Origin of the sequence: Lysobacter sp. CA199 (assembly GCF_052078715.1) — a bacterium.
Taxonomy (GTDB): Bacteria; Pseudomonadota; Gammaproteobacteria; order Xanthomonadales; family Xanthomonadaceae; genus Lysobacter.
The window spans coordinates 41,669-66,419 of record NZ_JBQJIL010000007.1; the positions used below are offsets into that span (position 1 = coordinate 41,669).

21 protein-coding genes are annotated in these 24,751 nt (G+C 67.5%); 8 read left to right on the forward strand and 13 right to left on the reverse strand.

The window, feature by feature from the left end; all coding sequences use genetic code 11:
- Positions 1–66 precede the first annotated feature (66 nt).
- The 10 genes from ACTOWJ_RS13500 to ACTOWJ_RS13545 all read right to left on the reverse strand — a co-directional run bounded on the left by ACTOWJ_RS13500 (position 67) and on the right by ACTOWJ_RS13545 (position 10,833).
- The gene (locus ACTOWJ_RS13500) at positions 67–1,341 is read right to left on the reverse strand and encodes a clostripain-related cysteine peptidase (protein ID WP_441335149.1); all 1,275 of its coding nucleotides are present in this window, start codon (positions 1,339–1,341) and stop codon (positions 67–69) included.
- A 373-nt stretch (positions 1,342–1,714) separates the two neighbouring features.
- Positions 1,715–2,143 carry a ketosteroid isomerase-related protein gene (locus ACTOWJ_RS13505; protein WP_441335150.1) on the reverse strand — a complete coding sequence of 143 codons (429 nt, stop codon included), beginning with the start codon at positions 2,141–2,143 and terminating at the stop codon, positions 1,715–1,717.
- A 273-nt stretch (positions 2,144–2,416) separates the two neighbouring features.
- Entirely contained in the window at positions 2,417–3,166 is a 750-nt protein-coding gene (locus tag ACTOWJ_RS13510; protein ID WP_441335151.1) for an MHYT domain-containing protein, read from the reverse strand.
- 145 nt (positions 3,167–3,311) lie between these two features.
- Positions 3,312–4,112 carry a V4R domain-containing protein gene (locus ACTOWJ_RS13515; protein WP_441335152.1) on the reverse strand — a complete coding sequence of 267 codons (801 nt, stop codon included), beginning with the start codon at positions 4,110–4,112 and terminating at the stop codon, positions 3,312–3,314.
- A gap of 221 nt (positions 4,113–4,333) precedes the next feature.
- The gene (locus ACTOWJ_RS13520; RefSeq protein WP_441335153.1) at positions 4,334–5,314 is read right to left on the reverse strand and encodes a pyridoxal-phosphate dependent enzyme; all 981 of its coding nucleotides are present in this window, start codon (positions 5,312–5,314) and stop codon (positions 4,334–4,336) included.
- 241 nt (positions 5,315–5,555) lie between these two features.
- Positions 5,556–6,806, reverse strand: coding sequence for an ABC transporter permease (locus ACTOWJ_RS13525; RefSeq protein ID WP_441335154.1), 1,251 nt, complete (start codon positions 6,804–6,806; stop codon positions 5,556–5,558).
- Positions 6,803–8,074, reverse strand: a complete 1,272-nt coding sequence (locus tag ACTOWJ_RS13530) for an efflux RND transporter periplasmic adaptor subunit (RefSeq protein WP_441335155.1) — start codon at positions 8,072–8,074, stop codon at positions 6,803–6,805. Before ACTOWJ_RS13530 ends, ACTOWJ_RS13525 begins: the two co-directional genes overlap by 4 nt.
- Positions 8,075–8,184: 110 nt before the next feature.
- Positions 8,185–9,177: an HlyD family secretion protein gene (locus tag ACTOWJ_RS13535; protein ID WP_441335156.1), complete on the reverse strand. Its 993-nt coding sequence runs from the start codon at positions 9,175–9,177 to the stop codon at positions 8,185–8,187.
- Complete coding sequence (locus ACTOWJ_RS13540) at positions 9,174–10,154, reverse strand: HlyD family secretion protein (RefSeq protein ID WP_441335157.1); 981 nt, start codon at positions 10,152–10,154, stop codon at positions 9,174–9,176. The genes ACTOWJ_RS13535 and ACTOWJ_RS13540 overlap by 4 nt, the downstream gene beginning before the upstream one ends.
- Before the next feature lie 4 nt (positions 10,155–10,158).
- On the reverse strand, positions 10,159–10,833 hold the full coding sequence (locus ACTOWJ_RS13545; RefSeq protein ID WP_441335158.1) for an ABC transporter ATP-binding protein: 675 nt from the start codon (positions 10,831–10,833) through the stop codon (positions 10,159–10,161).
- A gap of 467 nt (positions 10,834–11,300) precedes the next feature.
- On the opposite strand from ACTOWJ_RS13545, the gene ACTOWJ_RS13550 reads away from it, so the two are divergent.
- The 3 genes from ACTOWJ_RS13550 (at position 11,301) to mnmG (ending at position 14,593) form a co-directional block, all read left to right on the forward strand.
- Positions 11,301–11,459 (forward strand): hypothetical protein, encoded by a 159-nt coding sequence (locus tag ACTOWJ_RS13550; protein ID WP_441335159.1) that lies wholly within the window; start codon positions 11,301–11,303, stop codon positions 11,457–11,459.
- Between the two features lie 82 nt (positions 11,460–11,541).
- Positions 11,542–12,063, forward strand: coding sequence for a hypothetical protein (locus tag ACTOWJ_RS13555; protein WP_441335160.1), 522 nt, complete (start codon positions 11,542–11,544; stop codon positions 12,061–12,063).
- A gap of 643 nt (positions 12,064–12,706) precedes the next feature.
- Positions 12,707–14,593, forward strand: coding sequence for a tRNA uridine-5-carboxymethylaminomethyl(34) synthesis enzyme MnmG (gene mnmG, locus ACTOWJ_RS13560; RefSeq protein WP_441335161.1), 1,887 nt, complete (start codon positions 12,707–12,709; stop codon positions 14,591–14,593).
- 173 nt (positions 14,594–14,766) lie between these two features.
- On the opposite strand, the gene ACTOWJ_RS13565 is transcribed toward mnmG, so the two are convergent.
- Positions 14,767–16,356 (reverse strand): glucan biosynthesis protein, encoded by a 1,590-nt coding sequence (locus ACTOWJ_RS13565; protein WP_441335162.1) that lies wholly within the window; start codon positions 16,354–16,356, stop codon positions 14,767–14,769.
- 311 nt (positions 16,357–16,667) lie between these two features.
- Here ACTOWJ_RS13565 and ACTOWJ_RS13570 point away from each other — a divergent pair, with 311 nt between their 5' ends.
- The 5 genes from ACTOWJ_RS13570 (at position 16,668) to ACTOWJ_RS13590 (ending at position 23,033) form a co-directional block, all read left to right on the forward strand.
- Complete coding sequence (locus ACTOWJ_RS13570) at positions 16,668–18,353, forward strand: NAD(P)/FAD-dependent oxidoreductase (protein WP_441335163.1); 1,686 nt, start codon at positions 16,668–16,670, stop codon at positions 18,351–18,353.
- 45 nt (positions 18,354–18,398) lie between these two features.
- A complete protein-coding gene (locus tag ACTOWJ_RS13575) occupies positions 18,399–18,764 on the forward strand; it encodes a hypothetical protein (protein ID WP_441335164.1) in 366 nt (121 codons plus the stop codon).
- Positions 18,765–19,060: 296 nt separating this feature from the next.
- A complete protein-coding gene (locus ACTOWJ_RS13580) occupies positions 19,061–20,956 on the forward strand; it encodes a M61 family metallopeptidase (protein ID WP_441335165.1) in 1,896 nt (631 codons plus the stop codon).
- A 230-nt stretch (positions 20,957–21,186) separates the two neighbouring features.
- Positions 21,187–21,594, forward strand: coding sequence for a putative quinol monooxygenase (locus tag ACTOWJ_RS13585; protein ID WP_441335166.1), 408 nt, complete (start codon positions 21,187–21,189; stop codon positions 21,592–21,594).
- A gap of 65 nt (positions 21,595–21,659) precedes the next feature.
- Positions 21,660–23,033, forward strand: coding sequence for a S41 family peptidase (locus ACTOWJ_RS13590; protein WP_441335167.1), 1,374 nt, complete (start codon positions 21,660–21,662; stop codon positions 23,031–23,033).
- A gap of 21 nt (positions 23,034–23,054) precedes the next feature.
- On the opposite strand, the gene ACTOWJ_RS13595 is transcribed toward ACTOWJ_RS13590, so the two are convergent.
- Together ACTOWJ_RS13595 and ACTOWJ_RS13600 are read right to left on the reverse strand one after the other, a co-directional pair.
- Positions 23,055–23,660: a cytochrome b gene (locus ACTOWJ_RS13595; protein WP_441335168.1), complete on the reverse strand. Its 606-nt coding sequence runs from the start codon at positions 23,658–23,660 to the stop codon at positions 23,055–23,057.
- Positions 23,657–24,742 carry a catalase family peroxidase gene (locus tag ACTOWJ_RS13600; RefSeq protein WP_441335169.1) on the reverse strand — a complete coding sequence of 362 codons (1,086 nt, stop codon included), beginning with the start codon at positions 24,740–24,742 and terminating at the stop codon, positions 23,657–23,659. Before ACTOWJ_RS13600 ends, ACTOWJ_RS13595 begins: the two co-directional genes overlap by 4 nt.
- Positions 24,743–24,751 lie beyond the last annotated feature (9 nt).

The following is a 24,751-nucleotide window of genomic DNA, read 5'->3' on the forward strand; positions in this document are numbered from 1 at the left end:
GAGGCGAAACGGCGGAAGCGATGTTTCGCTTCCGCCGTATTCACCTACGTTGCGAGCCGGACATACTCAGTCGGTCGGAACCGAGAACACCGTCTTCAGGAAGCCCGGCCACGCCGATTCGCGCACGTAGCTGATCGGCCGGTCGGTGTTGCTGACCTTGTAGCCGTCGCTGGAGTAGTCGGAATTGAACTCCTTGGCGCTCTGCGGGAAGAACACCGCCAGACCGGTGTCGCCGTAGAACTTGCTGCCGATCTTGTTGCCGCTGCTGTAGTTGCTCTTGATCGCCAGTTTCAGCGCATCCTGCGCATCGCGCACCGCGGCCTTGCTGTCGGCATCGATCGGCTTGGTCTTCAAGGTCGCCAGCCACGCGCCGATATCGACGCCGTACGAGGTCTCGTACGGCGTCATGGCCTTGCGCGCATCGCGTGCGGCCTGCTTCTCGGCGGTGGTGGTGAGGCTTTCGGCGACCGTATCGAGCGCGTCGGCGACCAGGCCTGTCTTGCTCAGATCGATCGAGGACAACGTGGTGTGGCCTTGCGGACTGTTGGTGTAATAGGCCTTGTAGCTGTCGACCACCCACTGGCCCAGCGCCTGTGCTTCGGTCGTGGCCGGCTGCTTGGCCAGATTGGCGAGGAAGCCGTAATCCCAGCCATCGCCCGGTTCGAGTTCTTCGCTGCCGACCAGGAACTTGGCGCGATCGCGCAGTTCGTAGGCCGGTTCGATCATCGCCATCAGGCACGCGTCGAAAGAAACGATGTCCAGTTTCTTGTCGCCCAGCGCGGTCTTGATCGCATCGGCCACGTCGGCGTTGTAGATGATGTTGTCGGTTTCCTCGTCGTGCGAGACCGAGCGGTGCGTGTTCTTCGCGCCCGGCGCGGCGCGGAAGCCCTGGCCGTGGTTCCAGATCACCAGCATCGTGCGCTTGGCCGGATACTTCTGCGTGCCCCACTGGATGAAGTTCGCCAGCGTTTCCTTATCGCCCATGTCGGTGTTCAACTTGGACTTGCCCAGGTCCATCAGCGCGCCCGCGGCGGTCGGCTTGTCGCCTTTCTTGACCCGGAAGCGCTTGACCCCGGTCCAGTTGCCGTTGCTGTCGTCATAGCCGGCGATGCGGCCGTATTCGACCAGGATGTTGACCTTGTCGGAGCTGCCGACCTTGGCCATCTGATTCCAGTTGTGGACGGTGAACGGTTCCAGATTGTTCTTGCCGTTCATGAACACCAGGATGTTCCACTCGGCCTGGGTGGCTTTCGCAGCGGGTTTGGGCGCCTTGGCGGCGGTCGCCGCACCGCAGCACGCGAATACCGCCGCGGCAAGAAGTGCCTTGTTCAACAGTTGCATCGGTCGATTTCCTGAGAAGGGAGGGAGGCCGCGCGCGCGATGCGCGTCGCGCGCGCGGCGAAAGGCGAACGCGCATTCGCTGTAGATAAAAGCGCGAATGGGCGCATGGTCCCCCTGCCCGATCCAATGGATTTCGGCCTTCTTAGTGTGATCGCGATTGAAGAACTCGTAACTGTGCCGACAAGCGCGAGTGCAAGCGCTTGAGATCGGCGGTTCGAGTTTGGCTCGCATGCACGTCGCACATGCGATCGGCCGCGGCGCCAGCGGCGGTATCGGCCACATCGTCGTTCGCATCCGAATCCGCGGATCGGGCGGTGCGAACCAGTCCAGCGCCTCGGCCGCAGGCACGCGGCCACCAACGGCGGCGCTCGGCTTATGCGCCGACTTGCGCGATCCAATGCCCGAGGTTGTAGTAGTTGCTGACGCGTTCGATCTTGCCTTCGCGAATCTCGAAGAACGCGCCGCCCGGCAAGACGTACCGCTGGCCGCGCGCCTCGGGCAGTCCGTCGTCGGTGTTCAGATACTCGCCGTGCACCACGTACTCGGCCGCGGCGCGGGTGCCGTCGGGCGAGACCATCACCACGATGTCGCGCAGTTGTTCGCGGTAATGCCGCGCCATGCGTTCGAGAAACGCGGCGAAGGCCTCGCGTCCTTGTTCGCGCGCGCCCTGGTTCAGATCATGCGCCACGGTCTCGGCCAGCGTGGCGAGCATGCCGTCCCAATCGGCGCGGTTGAAGGCGGCGTAATAAGACAGCACCAGCTCGGTGGCGCGGTCGTGACTGCGGGTGCCGTCGATCTTCATGAGCTTCATCCTGCGCGATGGGGCGGGGCGGGGACATGATGGCGCATCCGGGCGGCGGCGAGAACGCCGCCACGGAACCGGCGGCGACGGCGTCCCATTGCCAAAGAAAAGGCCCGCGCCAGGCGGGCCTTTCTCGTTTCCGGCGAACCGACCGGTCTTCGCGCCATCGGCCTACCGGTAAGCGCGCACCTGCGGATTCAGACCCGCACCTTCAAGATCAGCACCTTCAAGATCAGCACCTTCAGATCAGCACCTTCAGACAGATCAGCACCTTCAGATACGCACCATCGCGCGCTGACGCTGGCGCAGCAGGCTGATCGTCAGCACCGCCGCCAACAGCGCGGTGGTGACCACGAAGATGCCCACGCCCAGATAGCCGCCGCTGACGCCGCCGGCCAGGGCCGCGGCGCCGGCCTTGTTCGGCACGAAGCTGGCCGCGAGCATGCCGGTGTAGTGCATGCCGCACACCGCCACGCCCATCACCAGCGCGCTGCCGAGCATCTGGCCCCAGCCGCGCAGGTTGAAGGCCAGCCACAGCGCGACGATCGAGGCGACGATGGCGATCGCGGCCGAAGTCATCACCAGGGTACTGTCGTAGACCGTGTCGGCGGGCATCAGCATCGCGGCCATGCCGGCGTAATGCATGCCGGTCACGCCCAGGCCCATCAGCACGCCGCCGACGATCAGCTTGCCCCAATTGAACACGCCGCTGCCGGCGATGGCCAGGCCGGCCATGCACGAGACCACCGCCACCACCGCCGAACCCAGGGTGACGGGCAGGTCGTAGGTGACTTCCACGTTCATGCGGCAGGCCAGCATGGCGATGAAGTGCATCGCCCAGATCGCGCCGCCGCCCATGGCGACGCCGGCCGCGGTGACCGCGCGCCATCGCGTCCCACCGCTGGCGTTGGGGATGGCGATCGCCAATTGCAGGGCGGTGAACGATCCCAGCACCGACACTACATAGGACAAGATGACCAGCAACGGATCGTGGATGCATTGGATGGCATGATCGAGCGGCATGGCGAACCCCCTGAGGTGGATGGGTTGAGCGGCAATGAATCGCCTCGACGCCGTCCCGCGCCGCGGCGACAACGCACGCCGGCGCCTGCCCGGCGTGCTGTGCGCCACGGCAGTCCATGACCGTGGCGATCGACCGGTGGTCCGGTCAGCTTTCGAATTCGAAGCGGCAGGCCTCCGCGCCGGTGTTGCGGCACTGGCTTTCGATCACATGTACGTGCACGCCGTGCTGGCCCTCCAGCAGGCCGCCGAGCATGCCGCGCAGGAAATGGCAGCACTCGCCGCTTTCGCCGCGATGGCAGAAAGGGCTGTTGCGCACCCGCAGCACGTCGTCGTGCAGCTCGGCCTGGACCAGTTGGCGCATCGCCGGCAGGGCGATCCGGCGCACCGAGTCGGCCAAGGGCAGTTGCCCGCCCAGGGCGAAATCGCGTTTGTAGACCCACGCGCCGACGCGCTGGCCGATGTAGCGCAAGGTCGCCTCGCGCTGCGGCGGCGGCAGCTCGCGTTCCAGCGCAACCAGTTGCAGCAGGATGTTGGGATAGTTGCGGGCCAACTGGGGTAACAGAGTTTCCACGCGCTGCGTATCGATCGGCGCAGTCGCATGCCCCGCCGCCGCTCCACCCGTGCCACCACCAGCGGAAGCCACCGCCGCCGCCGTATTACCGCTGCTTGCCGCCCGCGGCGCGGGCGCCGGAGCCGGCGCGCTCGGCGCGGGCTCGTAAGGCGAAGCTTCGAAGCTCTGCACCAGATGGTGCGTACCCAGTTTCTCTTCGAGCATGAGCAGGGATTCGGCCGGACCGCGCACGATCATGACCAGCACCACGCCTTCCTCGCTGTTGAGCATGCGCTGGCGCAGCAACGTGAATCCGTTGGCGATGACCACCTGCCCCAGTGCGAGCAAGAGGCCGTCGCGGCGGTCGGACACCACGCGAAACTCGACATCCACCATTTAGAACTCCCCTGGCCTGTGCGCAGGTCCGTCTTTCCGACTCGTTTGAGTCGCGCACCCTGGCCAAGGCACTGGCGCGCGATGGCGCAGCGTGCCAGCTGCGTTAACAAAAAACATAAACCGAGATCACAGAAAAGCCCGGTTTTTACGCGTTTTATGCGGCTTTACCTATGCGTCGAGAAACACACCGCATAACAAACGCAAAGCGCACCGAAAACCGGTCAAGCGCCGTTGGGCGCGAACCACTCGGCGGCCAGATCCAGATCGACGTTGCCGCCGGAGACGATCAGCCCCACGCGCCGGCCGGCGAACAACGCCGGGTGGGCCAGCACCGCCGCCAGCGGCACCGCGCCGGACGGCTCGACCACCAGCTTCATGCGTTCCCAGATCAACCGCATCGCCGCGATGGCCTGGCGGTCGTCGATCAGCAGAATGTCGCGCAGATGTGAGCGAAGGATAGGAAAGGTGAGCGAGCCCAGTTCCGCGCGCAGCCCGTCGCAGACCGTGTCGGCCTTGCGTCCGGTGATGCGGCGGCCTTCACGCAGGGAGTCGTGGGCGTCGGCGGCACCGGCCGGCTCGGCGCCGTACACCGTGATGTCCGGATCGTGGCCGTGCGCGGCGATCGCCGTGCCCGACAGCAGACCGCCGCCGCTGACCGGGGCGATCACCGCGTCCAGCGACGGCGCGCTGGCGAGCAGCTCCAAGGTCGCCGTGCCCTGACCGGCGATCACCCGCGGATCGTTGAACGGATGCACCAGCACCCCGCCGGTCTGCGCCAGCACCTGCGCGGTGGCCGCGTCGCGCGAGGCCTGATCGGGTTCGCAATGAATGATCTGCGCGCCGTAGGCGCGGATCGCGGCGAGCTTGACCTTGGGCGTGTTGTGCGGCGCCACCACGATCGCGCGGCCGCCGCGCAGGCGCGCGGCCAGGGCGATGGCGCCGCCGTGATTGCCCGAACTCTGGGTGACGATGCCGCGCGCCACATCCGCGTCGCTGAGCGAGAACACCGCATTGCAGGCGCCGCGGAACTTGAACGCCCCGCCGCGTTGCAGGTTTTCGCATTTGAAGTGCAGTTCGCAGCCGGCCAGCGCGTCGATCGCGCGCGATCGCAGCACCGGCGTGACGTGCGCATGCGGCGCGATGCGCGCGGCGGCGGCGAGGATGTCGGCGTAGGTCGGCGCGGTGGTGTCGGGGTCGGTCATGGCGCAAGCGTAGCGCAGTGTGCGGTGGGGCTGATGGGGTAGGAGCAAAAAACGAATCCTCCTGGCCCCGTGAACTCAGCGGTGCGTTGCGGGCAAGCGTGTTAGCACAGCCCTTCGCTTATGTCCCGCAAGCTTTGCTGCACCGGCCAATTCCATCCCTTTAGAAAAAGGGGGCGGCGCTCGCGCAGCGAGCGCGGGGGATTTGAGCTTTTGCCGTTGCCAGCGCGCACCCCGCGAAACCTCAGTCGTGCCGCAGCGCCGCGATCGGATCCAACCGCGCCGCCTGTCGCGCCGGGTACACGCCGAAGCCCAAGCCGACTGCGGCGCAGAACAGCGCCGACAACAACACCGGGATCGGCGCCCACGCCACCTGCCAACCGGCGAAGGCAGCGATCAGATAAGCCAGCAACACACCGAACAACAGCCCCAGCGCCGCGCCCGCCACGCAGATCACCGTGGCTTCGCGCAGGAACTGGGCGATCACGTCGCGCCGGCGTGCGCCCAGCGCGCGCAGCAAACCGATCTCGCGCCGGCGTTCGAGCACGTTGGCCAACATGATGTTCATGATGCCGATACCGCCGACCAGCAGGCTCACCCCGGCGATCGCGCCCATCACCACGCGGAAGATGCGCTGGGTCTTCTGATGTTGCTGGAACAACTGTTGCGGCACCACCAGACGGAAATCGGCCATGCCGGCGTGGCGCTGGCCGAGCACGGTCGACAGCACGCGCGCGCCGGTCGCCAGTTGCGAGGGATCGCGTAAACGCAGCAGGAAGCGGTCGATCTCGTCCTCCTGCGGCTGGAATTTGAAACGCGCTCGCGCGCTGGCCAAGGGCAGATAAACGCGGTTGCTCTCCAGTCCCAACTGCACGCCTTCGAACTGGTCCTTGCTCAGATCGCGGTCGGCCAGCACGCCGATCACTTCCAGCCAGACGTGGTTGACCTTCAGGTATTGTCCGATCGGATTCGCGCCGGGGAACAAGTCCGCGGCCGCCTGATGGCCCAACACCGCCACCGCGGCCAAGGCGCGGTCGTCGGCGTCGCTCAGCGCGCGGCCCTTGGCGATGCGCAGCGATGACAGGGCGAAGTAATCCGGGCTCACGCCGCTGGCTTGCGCATCGCTGCGGCCGCTGTCGCTGAATACCGAATGGGTGCGGATCGGTTTCTCGGCGGCGTAGCGCTCCGCGCCGGGCACCACCGCCAGCGCCGCGTCGGCATCGGCCAGGCTCAGGCCGAGGCTGCGCGCGCGGGTTTCGCGCAGGCTGTTCTCGTCCTGCGGCTTGGCTTCGGCGATCAGATTGTTCAAGCCCAGGCTCTCGACCAGACGCAGCGCTTCGCGCCGGCTGCCTTCGCCGACCGCCTGCATCGCCACGATCGCGCCGACGCCGAAGATCATGCCGAGCAGGGTCAGCAGCGTGCGCAGGCGGCGACGCCACAGTTCCTCGACCGCCTCGCGCCAGATCGACGGCAGCCAGTGCGCGATGCGGCTCATGGACGCGCCGCCTGGTTTGCGCGCGGCGCCGGTGCGGCCGGTGGTTTCGTGGCGGCCTCGTCACCGGCGGGTTCTTTCGGCGCGGGTGCGGTTTCGATCGCGCCGGCCTCGGCCAGCAGCACTTCATCGCCGGGCTTCAGGCCCGACAGCACCTGCGAGCGCGCCGGTCCGCGCACGCCCAGCTTGACCGGACGGCGTAGAAAATCGCTGCCTTCGCGCACTCGCACATAATCGCGGCCGTCGTCGCTGTCGATGGCCACGTTGGCCACGCTCAACGCGCGCGCGTCGAACAAAATCACCCGCGCTTGCAGGCGCTGACCCGGCACCAGTCGGTAACGCGCGATCGCCTCGGCGGGAATCGACGCCTTCATGCTCAGATATTTCACCGGACTTTCCTGGCTGCGCACCTTGGCCGCGCTGGCGACCCAGCTGAGCTTGCTGACGATCTTCTGCTCGGGCCGGCCGACCGGAAACATCTCCACCGCGTTGCCGACGTGCACGCCCTGCGCTTCGATCTGCGGCAGGCTCAAGTCGAGTTCCATCGCCGACGCGTCGGGCAGGCTGCCGTAGTCGAAGCCCGCGCGCAGGGTCGCGCCGACGTTGGGTTTGTCGCCGGACCAGTTGGTCGACAGCATCAGCACGCCGTCGTTGGGCGCGCGCAATTCCAGCGCGTCCAGATCGGACTGGCGGGTTTTCGCGGCGATATCGAACGTCGCGCGCTGCGCATCGAGCACCGCTAGTTCGGCGCCGCCGCGCACGTCGGCCTGATCGCGCTGCCATTCCAGGGTGCCGCGTTTTTCGGTCAGAAAGCGCCGGTCCTGGACCGCGTCGAGCACTTCGTTGCGCGCCATCGTGCTCAGATCGGCGTTGGCGTAACGCTCGGCGATGCCGAGCTGCACCGCGACCTGGGCCAGATCGACCGCGACCTTGCTCTGCGCGGTTTCCAACTCGCCCTGCTTGGCCGCGCGAGCGAGCAGATTGCGCTGCACGTCGATCAGCGTCTGGGCGAGTTCCTGTTTGCCTTGCTCGGCGGAGAAGCGCGCGATCAGATCGCCCTTCTTGACCGCACTGCCTTCCGGCAGCATCCAGTCGACCTGACGCGAGGCCCAATTGCGGCCGGGGACATTGAGCGGGGTGGACTTGGCGGATTTGAGTTCGCCTTCGCCGCGTACGCTGAGTTGCAGCGGCGCCTGCGCGACGGTTTCGGTCGCCGCCGGCGCGGTGTCGCGCGAGCAGGCGGCGAGCCAAACGAAGAGGCAGAGAACCACGCCCGACGCCACAACCCGAACGCAGCGCAAAATCGGCGCAAACCGTTCCGCGAAGCGCGAAGAATCCGGTTTCCGAGCCTCACGATTCGCCCCTGCCGTGACCCCTGCGTTCATCGCCCGGCACTCCGCTGCGCCGCCTTTCCCGCGCCGGATTCGGCGATCTCCACCCGCACCGCCTGCCCGGGCCGCAACGGCGCGCGCGCATCGTCGAGCTGCACGTCCAGATCCAGCACCGGCACCGGTTGCACCTGCGATTTACTGCGCACCGCGCGACCGACCGAGGCGATGCGTCCGCGCAGCACGCTGCCGGCGCCGCCTTCGACCACGATCCGCACCGGCGTGCCGACCCGCACCTTCTGCAGATCGCGCTCGGCCAATTCGGCGCGCACCGCCAGGGTGCTCAGATCGGGAATCTCGGCCACGGTCTGGCCGACCCAGACTTGCGAGCCGACATCGTATTTTTCGCCCTCGAAATTGCTCCGGTGCATCATCAGCCCGTCGCGCGGGGCGATCACGTTCAAGGCCGCCAGCGAACGCTGCAGACGGTCGACATCGGCCTGCAACTGCGCGCGCTCGGCCGCGAGCAGGCGTCGTTCCTGCCGGCGCTGCTCGGCCGAAAGCGTTTCGCGTTTGCGCGCCAGGGTCATCTTGCGTTCCATCTGCGTGCGCGCGACCAGCAGCTTGCGGTACTCGATGCCGGCGATCAGCTCGGCCGGTTGCTGGGTCTTGCGCTGGGCCTTGTCCAGCGCGGCCTGGGCTTCGGAGGTGGCCAGGCGTTCGCTGCGTTCGCGTTCGGCCAGTTCCAGATCGAGCTTTTCCAGCTCGCTCTGTTTTTCCTTGAGTTGGCTTTGTTTTTCGCTGAGCTGCTTGACCACGTCGCTGCTGTCGAAGCTGATGACCGGTTGCCCGCGCTTGACCGGCGCGCCGTCGGTGGCGAGCTGGGTGATGTTGAACTGCCACATGCGATCCACGCTCGGCGGCATCAGCGGCGAGGTGCGGCGCGCGTAGACCTCGCCGTCCACCCGCAGCGGCGCGGCGGCCGCCGGCAACGCGACTGTCAGCAGCAACGCCGCGATGGAAGGTGCGATGCGCGCGCGGCTCATCGCGACGCCCCCGCGGCGTTCGCCGCCGCGGTGGTGGCGGTGACCCGCACGCTCATGCCCGGCAACAGGCTCAGGCCATGCGCGGCCGGCAATTGGATGTCGATGGTGAAGTAACGACCTTCGCCCCATTCGGACTTGCGGTCCGGCGCGCCGGCGATCGCGACGATGGTGCCCTGCACGTGGGTGCGCGGTAACGCGTCGAAACTCAGTCGCACGGCTTGGCCGACACGCAGGCCGCGCCGGTCCGGTTCCAGCGCCCAGGCGCGTACCTGCATGCCGCCGCCGCTGCCGACGACTTCGCCGGCGCGGCTGCCGGGCATGGTCGAACTGCCTTCGTCGATGCGGCCGCCGATCCAGTTGTTGTTGAAGCCGTGCAGGACGATGCCGTCGCGCTCGGCGCGCACTTCGGCCTGGCGCAGCAGCGCGCGGTAGTAATCGCGCTGGCTCGACAGCTTGCCGACTTCCAGTTCGCCGTCTTGCTTGCGCCGCGCCACCGCGGTCAGCGCGGCGTCGAGTTGTTCGCGCTTGAGCCGGTGCTCGCGGGTGGTCTTGTCGAACTCGCCCTGGTGGCGGTCGTAATCGAGTTGCGAGATCAGCGCGCGCGGAATCGCCGCTTCGATCTCGGCCGTGGCCAGCGCGGCTTCGGCTTCGGCGACCGCGACTTCCGCATCGACCGCCTTGACCTCCAGTTCGGCCAGTTCCTTGGCGGCCTTGGCGCGGGCCTGTTCGATCTTGGCGTCGAGTTCTGGAATCTGCGTGCCGGCCTGGCCCGGATCGATGCGCAACACCACCTCGCCGGCCTTGACCGCCTGGCCTTCTGGCACGAAGTAGCGGATCGCCACCGGCGCGCTGTTGGATTGCGGGGTGTAGATGGTCTGCGCGCCGACCGAGCGCACTTCGCCGGTGAGCACGGCCGCGCCCGCCGGCGCCACAGCCAACGCCGCGAGCAGGACGGTCGCGCCGGCGTTCGCGCGCATGCGCTCAGGCTGCCGAATCATGATCGACCTTGCCGTCGTGCAGGCGTACCTCGCGCGGCGCGCGCGCGGCCAGCTCGCGATCGTGGGTCACCAGCACTACGGTCTGGCCGCCGGAATGGACTTCGCCGATCAGGTCGAGCACGTCGGCGGCGCTCTTGGAGTCCAGATTGCCGGTGGGTTCGTCGGCCAACAGCAGCGCCGGTCGCAGCAGCAGGGCGCGGGCGATCGCCGCACGTTGCTGCTGGCCGCCGGACAGCTCGCTGGGCCGGTGCGTGCTGCGTTCGGCCAGGCCGACCCGGGCGAGCAGTTCGCGCGCATGCTCGTGCGCGTCGGCCGGCGGTTCCCGGTGGAAGCGCAGCGGCAGCAACACGTTCTCCAGCACGCTCAAGCGCGGCAGCAGGTGGAAGCTTTGGAACACGAAACCGATCCGGCGATTGCGGATGTCGCTGGCGGCCTCGTCGTCGAATTCGGCCACGTCGCGGCCTTCGATCAGATAACGCCCGCGGGTGGGCCGATCCAGGCAGCCCAGGATGTTGAGCAGGCTCGACTTGCCCGAACCCGACGCGCCGGTGATGGCCACGAACTCGCCGGCGGCGATCTTCAGATCCACGCCGGCCAACGCATTCACCGCTTGCCCGTTCATTTCGTAGCGACGATGGACCGCATCCAATTCGATCATCGAAAACCAAGTGCCAAGATGTTGAAGTGAGCCAGGCGGCACACCGCGTTCGCGGCTGCCGAAGTGATGCATGAGAAGTGATGCATGAATCGACCGCGGCGATCGCGCCAAGGTTCCCGGCGCGCCGTTGCACAGCGTAGACGGAGCCGGAGCAAGCTTAACCCGCTGTCGCCGCAGCCACCCGAATCGAGCCCGTCGGCGGTCGCTACCCGCTGGACGATTTGTGAACCCGTGCCGCAATCTCCGCGCGCTTCATGGCTAGTTTATGGAACCGTCCGCAAGGCGGCATCGCGCCTAGGCAGGCTCGGTGGGAGCTTCGCATCGCCCCGGAACGGCGCCGTCCACCACTGGATGCCTCGCGCCGAATGGGTCACGATGGCCGCACCCACGTTCCGCTCGCGCCGCCTGCGATCGGACAATATTCAAGGCGCGGCCTTCCGTCGACGCCCATAACTAGGGGATATCCCATGCTCCGTAAATTCTCGGTATGCCTGTCTTTGAGTCTGGTCGTGCTGCTGGCCGGCTGCGATGAGCCGCCGCGGTTCGTGCCGGATATGGCCGGCAAGGCGGCTCCGCAGATCGAGCTTCGCGACAGCGCACCGCCGACGGCCAAGGCTCCGGCCTGAACCGTATAAATAAGGTAGGGCTGAGTTAAGCCCGAGTTCAACGCATCAGGCAGACTCTGGAATCCTGTCCGGGGGGTCTACCATGATCCGTAAACTGATCGTTCCTCTAGTCGCAGCCGCCCTGCTGGCGGGCTGCGTATCCGATTACACCTTGCGCGGCGGTGGCGGCGGCGGGTCGTACTACTACGGCCGTCCCAGCGTCGACTACAACTACTACGGCGGTTACGGCCCCGGTTACGGGTATTACCCGTACGGCGAGTCTTATCGCTATCGCAACGGCGGCTACGGCGGCTATGGCGGCTACGGCTACTCCCCGTACTACGGTTATCCGTACGGCTACGGCTATCCGCGCTATTACCCCAACCGCCCGCACCGTCCGCCGAACCGGCCCGAGAATCCGTCCACGCCGCGCCCGCCGCGCGCCGATGGCGGGGTGGGTTGGCGCGATGCGCGTCCGGTCGGCGGCGGCGCCTGGGCGCCTCGCGATCCAGGCGTCTCGCAGCCGCGTGCGATGCCGCAGCCGCGTATGTCCGCGCCCGCGGCTCCGTCCGGCCGTGCCGACGGTGGCCGCAGTTGGAAGGAATGGCGCAACGCCGAACGCTGAACCGTGTCTTGCCGACTGCCGGGGCGTGCCCCGGCAGTCGCCGAAATTGGAACGGCGCGCACTTGCGTTCAAGCCGAAGTGACCGCAATCTACCGCTACTGACCGCTTGCGTCGTATTTGGACGTTTTCGGTAAGCACAGGCTTCCATGTCGGCGCCTGGCGAGGAATCACGGATCCCCCCTGTTCCGTCCCCGTCAGGCGTCGGCGCCCATTCTCCCGCTCGCACGGGAAAAGCAAAAAGCGCGCGTATCCACGCGCGCTTTTTGCTTTTGAGATCAATGGGTTCGCTACGGGCCGCGTGAAGCGGCCGGCGCCTTGGTGGCGTCATGCGGCGTTTTCCCCGCGGCCACAGCCCAGGCAATAAAAAGGGGCCGAATGTCCCCCGACATTCGGCCCCCCGGCTTCCCCCGCGAGCGCTTGGCCAGCCCCTGTTCCAATTCCAGCCGGCGTCTAGCGCCTGCCCCGCAAGGTGCATGAAAAGCTACGCATGATCCGTGCCAACTGAGAGCCGGGATTGGTGAGTCGGGATTCGGGATTGGCCGGAGCCCGTGAGACAATTCGATATCCCCGTTCTCTGCGCGCCGGCTATCCGGCGCCGGCTTCGCTTCTGCGAATCCCCACTCCCCATTCCCGAATCCCCGCCATGAACGACTTCTATCAATACGACGTGATCGTGGTCGGCGGCGGCCATGCCGGTACCGAGGCCGCGCTGGCGTCGGCGCGTGCCGGTGCGCGCACGTTGCTGCTGACCCATTCGGTGGAAACGGTCGGGGCGATGAGCTGCAATCCGGCCATCGGCGGAATCGGCAAGGGTCACCTGGTCAAGGAGATCGACGCGCTCGGCGGGGTCATGGCGCGCGCGGCCGACGCGGCCGGCATCCAATGGCGCCGGCTCAATGCCAGCAAGGGTCCGGCGGTGCGCGCCACGCGTTGTCAGGCCGATCGCGCGCTGTACCGCGCCTTCGTCCGCCGCGCGGTCGAGGCCCAGCCGGGGCTGACCTTGTTCCAGGCCGCGGTCGACGACATCGCTTTCGAGCAAGGCCGCGTCACCGGCGTGCTGACCCAGACCGGCCTGCGCTTCGTCGCGCCGGCGGTGGTGCTGACCGCCGGAACCTTCCTCGCCGGCAAGGTGCATGTCGGCCAGACCACCTACGCCGCTGGCCGCGCCGGCGACCCGCCCGCGACCGCGCTGGCCGCGCGCATGCGCGAGGGCCCGTTCGTGGTCGACCGGCTCAAGACCGGCACGCCGCCGCGCATCGACGGGCGCAGCCTGGACTACTCGGTGATGGAAGAGCAGCCGGGCGACGATCCGCGTCCGGTCATGTCCTTCCTGGGCACCCGCGCCGACCATCCGCGTCAGGTCTCGTGCTGGATCACCCACACCTCCGAGCGCACCCACGACATCATCCGTGGCGCGTTGGATCGCTCGCCGCTGTATACCGGCCAGATCGAAGGCATCGGCCCGCGCTACTGCCCCTCGATCGAGGACAAGGTGGTGCGGTTCGCCGAAAAGGCCAGCCACCAGATCTTCGTCGAGCCCGAAGGCCTGGACGTGGCCGAGATCTACCCTAACGGGATCTCGACCTCGCTGCCGTTCGACGTGCAGCTGGATATGGTGCGCAGCATCCGCGGTTTCGAGAACGCGCACATCACCCGCGCCGGTTACGCGATCGAGTACGACTTCTTCGACCCGCGTGGCTTGAGGACCACGCTGGAGACCAAGGCCGTCGCCGGCCTGTTCTTCGCCGGCCAGATCAACGGCACAACCGGTTACGAAGAAGCCGCCGCGCAGGGCCTGCTGGCCGGCGTCAACGCCGCGCGCTTCGTGCGCGGCGTCGAGGGTTGGAGCCCGCGCCGCGACGAGGCTTATATCGGCGTACTGGTCGACGATCTGATCACCCACGGCACCAGCGAGCCGTACCGCATGTTCACCTCGCGCGCCGAGTACCGGCTGCAACTGCGCGAAGACAACGCCGATCTGCGCCTGACGCCGATCGGGCACGAGTTGGGTTTGGTGGACGAAAACCGCTGGAGCGTGTTCGAGCGCAAGCGCGAGGCGGTCGAACGCGAAAGCGCGCGGCTGGCGGCGGTGTGGGCCGCGCCGAACAATGCCCTGGGCCGCGAGATCGCTCAAACTCTGGGCATCGAAGTCAGCCGCGAATGCAGCGCGCGCGATCTGCTCAAGCGCCCGGAACTGGATTACGCCAAGCTGATGCAGGTGGCGTCGCTGGGTCCGGCGGTGGCCGAGATGGAGGTGGCCGAGCAGGTCGAGATCGGGGTCAAGTACGCCGGTTACCTGGATCGCCAGCGCGAAGAGATCGAGCGCCAGCAGCGCAACGAAGGCACGCCGATTCCCGATGGTTTCGATTACGCCGGGGTGCGCGGTTTGTCGCTGGAAGTGCAGCAGAAACTCGAACGCGTGCGGCCGCAGACCGTCGGCCAGGCCCAGCGCATTCCCGGCATGACCCCGGCGGCGATCTCGTTGCTGCTGGTGCATCTGACGCGGGCGCGGCGTTCGCAGGTGGCTTGAGCGGGTAGGGCGCGTTCTACCCAGGTCGAATCGATGCCGCAATTCCGATGGTAGGAACGGCGCGAGCCGCGACTGCGCCAATACAACTGCGTCGTGGGTTTCGTCGTAGCCGTGTTGGCGCAGTCGCGGCTTGCGCCGCTCCTACAGGGAGCGGTCGCGATATCGTCGTGGGCTCAATACACCTTGCGCTCACCCTTCGGCGGCGGCGACCATTGATACAGCCAGGTTTCGCTGAGCGCGCCGCTGGCGTTCTTCAAGAACAAGCGCAGATCGATCTGCTCGGTCGAATCACCCTGCGGCACCGCGTCGAACATCACCCGGTAGCCGCCGATTTCGTGCAGCGGCCGGCACGAGACGGTTTCCAGCTTGCCCTTGCCGATCTGCAGCACCGGTTCGACGGTGGCGTTGCTCTTGGCCAGCTGCGCCAGCGGTCCGCCGGCGAAATCCACCGCGAAACGCTGCGAGTAGTAATCGCGCTTGAAGCCGATGCGCCCGCCCAATCCGGTGCGGGTGGCCAGGCAATGGGCGAGCTTGGGCACCGCCGGCGGCTGTGCGCCCCAGTACAGGCGATAGCCGTACAACAACTCCTGTCCGGCCTGCGGCTTCTCGCGCGGATTCCAGAACGCGACGACGTTGTCGAAGGTTTCGTCCAAGGTCGGAATTTCGACCAGTTGCACCGAACCCGCGCCCCAGCTCTGTTTGGGTTCGACCCACAGGCACGGGCGCTTCTCGTAGAACACGCCGTCGTCCTGGTAATGATCGAAGTTGCGATCGCGCTGCAGCAGGCCGAACCCGCGCGGGTTCTCGTCGCTGAACATGTTGAAGCGCAGATGTTCGGGATTGCACAGCGGCCGCCAGATCCATTCGCCGCCGCCGGTCCACATCGCCAGACCGTCGGTGTCGTGGATCTCCGGGCGCCAGTCCCAGTCCATGCGGCGGTCGTTCTCGCCGACCTGATACATGCTGGTGCACGGGCCCAGGCCCAGCCGCTCGATGGTCTTGCGCGGGTACAAGGCGCAGTCGATGTCCATCAACAGCACCTCGCCCGGTGTGATCGCGAAGCGGTAGGCGCCGGCGATGCTGGGCGAATCGAGCAGGCCGTACACCACCACGGTGTCGGAGCCGGCCGCGGGACGTTCCAGCCAGTAAGCGATGAAGTCGGGGAACTCCTCGGCGTGGCCGGTGCCGGTGTCGATCGCCAGACCGCGCGCGGACTGGCCGTACTGGCCTTCCACGCCGACCGCGCGGAAATAACTGGCGCCCAGGAACGCGGCGAAATCGCGTTCGGGGTCCTTGCGGGTATTGAGGCGGAAACCGGCGAAGCCCAGGTCGGCCGGCAGCGGTTTGGCTTGAATGCCGCTGCGCGCGCGGTCGAACATTTCCGGGTCGTAGGCGATCTCGCGCGCCTGGCCGTCGGCGAGGTCGTACATGCGCACCGGCGACTTGAAGAACAGGCCCAGATGGAAGAACTGGGCGAGGAATTTGCCGTCGCCGTCGCCCCACAGGGCGTGATCGCGGCGGAAACGGATCGACTGGTACTGATCCCAGTTCAAGGCCGCCAACGCGGGCGGCAGGGTGGTGCTGCGCGGTACGTAAGCCTTCGAGGCGAGCGCGCGGGCCTGGCCCTTGAGCGCGGCGAAATCGAACGGCTGCGGCGCGCCGAGCTTGGTCGGCGCCGGGCCGGTCAGGGCCAGCGCGGGCAGGGGCAGGCCGAAGCAGGCCAGGGCGCCGGCCGCGGATTGAAGGAACTGGCGTCGAATCATGGGGCAGGCGACGTCGTGGCTAGGGGGTTGAGCATGCTAGCCAATCCGGCATCGGCCGTGGTTAGGGCGGTGTTTAGGATGGGGCGGGCGTCGCGATTGTGGTTTCGCGTGCCCTCACCCCGGCCCTCTCCCGCAAGCGGGAGAGGGAGCCGAAGCGGTGGAGGTCATTGCACGTCTTGTTCCCTCAGGACGCACTGCTCCCTCTTCCGCTTGCGGGAGAGGGCTGGACTGAGGGCTCATGACGCAGCATCCACCGAAGCCCACCCGGCGCACTAAAAGCGCTCACCGTCGAAGCCTCTTAGAATATCGCCATGCTCCGACTCACCGACCTCCGCCTGCCGCTGGACCACAGCGAGCGCGCGCTCACCGACGCTATCGCCGCCCGCCTGGGCATCGCCGCGGCCGACATCGCCGGCCACGCCATCGCCAAGCGCAGCTACGACGCGCGCAAGCGCGGCGGCATCGAGCTGATCTATTCCCTGGACGTGGACACGCCGCGCGAAGCCGAGGTCCTCGTGCGCCTGGGCCCCGATGCGGAACCCGCGCCGAAACCGGGCGCGAAAAAGCCCGCCGCACCGGCCGTCATCGGCAAGGTCATGCCCACGCCCGACACCGGCTACAAGTTCGTCGCACGCGCCCCGGCCAGCTTGCCGCTGCGGCCGATCGTGATCGGCATGGGACCGTGCGGGCTGTTCGCCGGCCTGATCCTGGCGCAGATGGGCTTTCGCCCGATCATTCTCGAACGCGGCAAGGCGGTGCGCGAGCGCACCGTCGATACCTTCGGCCTGTGGCGCAAGCGCGTGCTCAATCCCGAGTCGAACGTGCAGTTCGGCGAAGGCGGCGCGGGCACCTTCTCCGACGGCAAGCTCTACAGCCAGATCAGCGACAAGCTGCATCACGGCCGCAAGGTGCTGACCGAATTCGTCCAGGCCGGCGCGCCGGAAGAAATCCTCTACGTCAGCAAGCCGCACATCGGCACCTTCCGCCTGGTGTCGATGGTCGAGAACATGCGCGCGACGATCGAATCGCTGGGCGGCGAAATCCGTTTCTCGCAACGCGTGGAGGACGTGCTGATCGAAGACGGCCAGCTGCGCGGCGTGGTCATGGCCGACGGCCAGCAGCTGCGCGCCGATCACGTGGTCTGCGCGGTCGGCCACAGCGCGCGCGACACCTTCAAGATACTGCACGAGCGCGGCGTGTACATGGAGGCCAAGCCGTTCTCGATCGGCTTCCGCATCGAACACCCGCAATCGCTGATCGACGCCGCGCGCTTCGGCTCGCAGGCCGGCCATCCGATTCTCGGCGCGGCCGATTACAAACTGGTGCACCACTGCCGCAACGGCCGTTCGGTCTACAGCTTCTGCATGTGCCCGGGCGGCACCGTGGTCGCCGCGGCCAGCGAGCCCGGCCGGGTGGTCACCAACGGCATGAGCCAGTATTCGCGCAACGAGCGCAACGCGAATGCGGCGATCGTGGTCGGGATCACGCCGGAGGATTACACGCCCTACGACGCCAGCGGCTCGCCGCTGGCCGGCATCGCCCTGCAGCGGCATTGGGAAGCGCAGGCGTTCGCGCTCGGCGGCGGCGAGTACGAAGCGCCGGGGCAAACGGTCGGCGACTTCCTCGCCGGACGCCCGTCGACCGCGCTCGGTGCCGTGCAGCCCTCGTATACGCCGGGCGTGCGGCTGGGCGATCTGAGCGCATCGCTGCCCGATTACGCGATCGCCGCGATCCGCGAAGCGTTGCCGGCGTTCGACAAGCAGCTCAAGGGCTTCGCGATGCCCGATGCGATGCTGACCGCGGTGGAAACGCGTACTTCCTCGCCGCTGCGCATCACCCGCGGCGTCGACGGCCACAGCCTCAACACCCGCGGCCTGTTCCCGGCCGGCGAAGGCGCCGGTTACGCCGGCGGCATCCTGTCGGCGGCGGTGGACGGGATCAAGGCGGCCGAGGCGGTGGCGGTGAGCCTGATGAGCGCGATCGGGCGTGCGGCCTGATCCGCGTCGGTTCACTGAATCGGCAAGGCCCGCTTCGGCGCGGCGATGATCGAGTTCGCGGTCAATAACCGCGCCGGCGTGGAGCTGCGTGTGGATCGCGCCGATGCGCAGGCGTGGTTGCAGGCGCTTCGGGACGGGACGCTGGACACCGCGGCGGTTCGCGACGGCCGCGGGTTCGTGGTGCGTCTGCAGCCGTCGGCGCAGGAATGGATTCGCATCGAGGCTTTGCGTTGCCTGATCGCGGTGGACGGAGATTCGCTGGAGTATCTGCGCGATCGTCTCGAAGCGTTCGTGCAAGTCGGACATTTCTCGCCGGCCGAGCTGTGGCATATGCGCGAGGTTCGGACCGGCCGCGAGCGCACGGTGTTCTTGCTCAAGGCCGAGCCGGCCGGGATCGCTCAGTCGCCGTGATGGGGTCGCGGGGGCGGACCGGAAAGCGTCGGGCCTGAAGGCCCTCCCACAACAAACCTCGTGGCTTCGAAGTCTCTTGTGGGAGGGCCTTCAGGCCCGACGCTTTCCGACCCGATCGCCGGCCCGATCACCCGCCCGGCCCAGCCATCGACCGGGTTGTCCCCATCCTGCGCAAGCCCTGTGCGCAATCGGTCGCCCCGATCCGCCGGCGCGCGCCCATGCCGAATGGCAGGGGGCAAGCGCGGAAGCATGGCTAGGATGTCCGATCCAGTCCTGTGCCTCGCCGGAGTCCGTGCATGTCCCGACCCTCTTTGGCCCTGTTGCCCTTGTTGATCGCCGCCGCGCTGCCGTGGCCGGCCGCGAACGCACAGACCGCGGCGCCGCGCGATACGCCGTATCCCGGCACGCTGCAGTTGGAGGTTGACGCCACCGACATCGCCCGGCGCGTGCTGCACGCGCGCCAGCGTATTCCGGTCCAGGCCGGGCCGCTGACCCTGCTGTTCCCGCAGTGGATTCAGGGCAATCATTCGCCGACCGGGCCGATCGACAAGCTTGCCGGCCTGCGCATCCGCGGCAACGGCCGGCCGATCGAATGGTCGCGCGATCCGCTCGACGTCTACGCTTTCCGGCTCGACGTGCCCGAAGGCGTGAGCGAGCTGGAACTGAGTTTCGACATGCTCACTCCGACCGGCAACAACCAGGGCCGGGTGGTGATGACGCCGGACATGCTCAACGTGCAGTGGAACCAGGTCGCGCTGTATCCGGCCGGCTATTACGCGCGCGGCATCCAGATCGCGCCGACCCTGAAACTGCCGGCCGGTTGGCAGGCCGGCACCGCGCTGGAGGTTGAGTCGCGCCAGGGCGACACATTGCGTTATCGCACCGTGCCCTTCGATACCCTGCTCGATTCGCCGGTCTACGCCGGGCGCCACTACAAGCAGATCGATCTGGACCCGGGCGCCAAGACGCCGGTGCGCTTGAACGTGATCGCCGATGCGCCCAAGTTCCTGGAGGCCAAGCCCGAACAGATCGCGCTGCATCGCGAGCTGGTCAAGCAAGCCTATAAATTGTTCGGCACGCACCCGTACGACCACTACGATTTTCTGTTCTCGTTGTCCGCGCAGATGAGCGGCAATGGGCTGGAACATCACCGCTCCAGCGAGAACGGCGTGGATCCGGACTACTTCACTGGTTGGGACGGCGCCAGCGTCATCGGCCGCGATCTGCTCGCGCACGAGTTCGTGCATTCGTGGAACGGCAAATACCGCCGCCCGGCAGGCATCACCGCAAGCAATTTCAATCAACCGCTCAGCGACGGACTGTTGTGGGTGTACGAGGGCCAGACCCAGTACTGGGGTTACGTGCTGACCGCGCGCGCCGGCCTGTGGAAGCCGGAACTGGCGCGCGACGCCCTGGCGATGGTGGTCGCGCGTTACGCCGAAGACCGTCCGGGGCTGGCCTGGCGTTCGATCCAGGACACCACCTTGGATCCGGTGATCGCCATGCGCCGGCCGAAGTCGTATCAGAGTTATCAATTGAGCGAGGACTACTACAGCGGCGGTCAGCTGGTGTGGCTCGCGGTCGACGCCAAGCTGCGCGCGCTCAGCGGCGAGAAGCGTTCGCTCGACGATTTCGCGCGCGGCTTCTTCGCCGGCGAGAACGGCGACTATCAGGTCAAGCCGTATCAATTCGACGACGTGGTCGCCGCGCTGAACAAGGTCGCCGCGTTCGATTGGGCGGGCTTCCTGCGCGAGCGCATCGGCGCCCAGGCCGCGCCGCTGGACGGTCTGGCGGCGAGCGGCTGGAAGCTCAGCTTCAGCGACACGCCCAGCGAGTTCCTCAAGTTCGCCGAGGCCGACCGCAAGTACACCGACCTGACCTATTCGCTGGGATTGAATCTGACCGGCGAAGGCAACATCAACGCGGTGCGGTGGGACGGCCCGGCGTTCAACGCCGGCATCGCGCCGGGCAGTACGTTGATCGCGGTCAACGGTTACGCGGCCAACGGCGAGCGGCTCAAGGACGCGGTCACCGCGGCCAAAGACGGGCAGCATCCGATCGAGTTGATCGTCAAGAACGCCGATGTATTCAAGACCTTGCGCATCGATTACCGCGGCGGTTTGCGTTATCCCAAACTCGAACGCATCGACGGTACGCCGGACCGGTTGTCGAAGATTTTCGCGCCGAAGTGATGCGGCCTGCGCGCGGTGGTCGCCGCGGCTGGCTTGCGGGACAAGCGTGGCGGGGCTGTAACTGCGCCGGCTGGCGGCATTGCTCATTCCCTCACCCCAGCCCTCTCCCGCAAGCGGGAGAGGGAGTAGGTGCGGCGACCGGGAGACGGCCAGGGTGAGGGCCGTCCGTGTCCGCAATCTGTCCGCAATTGTGCGATAACGTCGCCGCGAAACTCATCGGACCCGCCCGCATGCCCTCCGGCCGCCGCGATTTCATCGTTCTGACCAGCGTCGCAGCGCTCGCGTTGGCGCTGCCCGGATGCGGCGGCGCTCCCTTCCATGCAACCAAAGGCCCCGCCGCCATGTACGGATTGATCGGCAAGATGAAAGCCACCCCCGGCCAGCGCGATGCGCTGATCGCGCTGCTGCTGGACGACGTGGGCGAGATGCCCGGTTGCCTGAACTACATCGTCGCCCGCGATCCCAAGGACGCCGACGCGATCTGGATCAGCGAGGTCTGGGACAGCGCCGACAGCCATCGCGCCTCGCTGTCGCTGCCGAAGGTGCGCGCGGCGATCGAGCGGGCCAAGCCGATGATCGCCGGCTTCGAGGCGCATTTCGAAACCGAACCGGTCGGCGGCGTGGGTCTGGGGCCTTGAGCGGCGGTTAAACCTTCGGTCGGGCCGGCGCATCCCAAGGCGACCGATCGCCAGGAACGCACCGCATGGACGCCACGGCTTCTCCCTGTTACCCCCTATTCGCCGGCTGGTTCGCCGGTTTGCTGGCCGCTTGTCTCGCCGTGCCCGCGTACGCCGCCGAACGGCTGAGCGTGCAGCAACTGCAACAAGATCTGGACGTGGTGGCCGCCACCCTGCGCGAGCAGCATCCCGACCTCGCCCACTCGATCGCACCGGCCGAGCTCGACCGCGCCCTGGCCGATCTGCGCGGCGACCTGCGCCGGCCGTTGACCCGCGAGCAGGCGTGGTTGCGCTTGGCCCGGCTCAATCCGTTGCTTGCCGATGCCCATGTATCGATCGGTTACCCGGACTGGCGCGGCCTGGCCAAGGCGCAGCAAGCCGCCGGCAACGGCTGGTTCCCGTATGAAGTGCGGATCGATCCGGACACGCAGCAGCTGTTCGTCGCCGCCGAGCTCGGCGGCGGCGTCAGCGACCGGGCACGCGCGCGCATCGTGCGCATCGACGGCGTCGACAGCGGCGTGGTGGTGCGCCGGTTGCTTGAGCTGGTGCACGGCGATACTCCGGCGTTCCGCACGCGTTTGCTGCAGGACCGCTGGTTCTACTTCTACTGGCGCGCGTACGGCGATCCAGCGCGGTTCGCGATCGTGCTCGATCGCGCCGGCGCCAGGCCGCTGCGCGTGGCCGCCGCCAAGCGCACGCCCGCGTTGTTGGCGCATGAGGATGGCTTCGAGGACAACTTCAGCTTGCAGCTGCGTCCCGGCGGCGATGCGGTGTTGCGGATCGAAAGCTTCGTCTGGCCCGATCGCGAACGTTTTTTCGCCTTCACCGACGACGTGTTCGCCCAGCTCAAACGCGAAGGCGTGCGCCGATTGGTGATCGACGTGCGCGACAACGGCGGCGGCGACGACGACATGTGGATGCGCGGCATCCTGCGTCACATCGCGACCCGGCCGTACCGCACCGGCTCGACCTATCGCAAGCGCGTGCTGGAAAAATTCCGCAGCGGCGATGAGGTAGTGGGGCAAGTGGTGCGCGGCGAGAAAACCAGCGTGATCGAGCCCGAGCGCGACGACCCGCTGCACTACAGCGGCGAGCTGATCGTGCTGGTGGGCCCGGCGACGTATTCCTCGTCGGTGTTGTTCGCCAACACCGTGCAGGATTACGGCTTCGGCCGCGTGGCCGGCGCGCGCGGCGGCATCGTGCGCAGCCGCCAGAGCGGCAATGTGCAGGACGTCCGGCTGCCCAACAGCGATCTGCGCGTGTACTGGCCGCGCTTCGTGCTCGACCGGCCGGTGCCGCGCGCCTCGATCTGGCTGGAACCGGATCTGATCGTGCGCGATGATCCGTTCGATCCTGAAGTGGCGATCGCCGAATTGCTGGCGCCGCGTGCGGCGCCATAGCCAAACGAACAGGTCGACCGATCAGTCCGCGTCCACCGGCGAGGCCGGCGCGGACGCATGGACATTCGGTTCGACATCGCAGCCGCGCGAGCCGCCGCGCCACAGCATGCTGCGCAACACCCCATCGCGGCGGATCAGCCCGTGGTACAGCGCCGCGCCCAGATGCAGCAACACCGTGGCGAACAACACATACGCCAAGCTGCGATGCAGCCAGCGCAACACGGCGAACACGCTGGCGTCGAACGGTGCGATCGGCGGCAGCAGCACGCCCGCGCCCAGGCTCACCGGATAGCCGCCCGCCGAGAGCATCGCCCAGCCGATCAGCGGCAACGCGAACATCAGTGCGTACAGCAGCGCGTGCGAAGCTTTGGCGGCGAAGCGTTGCAGCGGCGGCAGGTCGGCGGGCAACGCCGGCGGCTTGTGCAGCAAGCGCAGCGCCAGGCGCAGCAGCGCCAAGACCAGGATCGCGATGCCCAGCGGCTTGTGCAGCGCCAGCAACCAGGTGTGTTTGTCCGACACGGTCGCGACCATGCCCGCGCCGATGAACAGCATGGTCAGAATCATCGCCGCCATCAGCCAATGCAGCACGCGTGCGGGCAACCGGAACATCTGCCGATCGCGGTTCATCGGTGGGCCTCCTGCGGCGGACGGCCGCCGGCATGGGCTTCTTCGGCGGTGCGGCGGCGGTAGGAATCGGCGTAAGCGGCCGAGCGCGCGGGCAGCAAAGGATCGTCGGAGGCGATGATGCCGTCGGGCAGGATCAACGGGTCGTAGTTGATGTCGCGGCATTCGCCGTCGTCTTGCGATTGCGCGCGTTCGATCACTACCGTGCCGGCGTCGATCTGCGGACGGTCGGCCGGCCATACCTGGGTCGCATCGGCGGTGGGATCGCCGGGCGCGGCGAGCGTCACCAGCAGGCGCCAGCGCAGCGGGCCTTGCGCCAATCGCTGGTTCAACTCGCGCGCCAGCACGTCCTGGTCCTGTGCCGACAGCGGCGCCGCGGCCGCGCCGTTGTCGGGCACCACGCGCCATCGCACCGCGTGTCGGTGGCCGCCGGCATCGACGAAATAGAACGCGTTGAGCCCGTAGTAGGCCTCGGTCGCATAGCTGGCCGAGGGTTTGCGGTCCTTGGCCCAGGCGCGGAACGCGGCGGTTTCCGGATGCGAGGCGAAGAACGCTTTCTGTTTTTCCGGATCGGGCTTGCCGGTCGCCGGGTCCGGCGCGCCGGCCTGCAGCTGTTCGAAGAACGCCTGCGGCGTGGCGACCGGAAACACCGGCATGTTGTTCATGCCGGTGCGCCATTGCTGGCCGTCGGCCTGGGTCAGGCGCAGGGCGAAACTGCGGATCGACACGCCGCCGTCGGGAGCGTAGGGATTGCCGCCGGGCAGGGCGAAGCGCCCGACCAGCGGGGTGCGTCCGGGCGCGAACAACGCGGCTTTGGAGTACGCCGCGGCCCGGCCGTTGCTGTCGAAGCGGCCGATCACGCACACCCCCTTGGCGTGATTGCGCCGGTAGCCCGGGTGCAGGCCGCCGTTGTTCTGCAGCGTGTCGACGATGCGCTTCGGGATGAGCCGGTGCGGGTCCAAGGGACCGGCGGCATAGCCGAACGCGGCGGCCAGGCCGCCGACGGCGAAGGCGATCAAGGCCCAGCGGCCGAGCGCGCGCGGCGGCGGGGAGCGGGTGGGGGCGGGACTGTCGGGCGTCGGCATGCGTGGCTC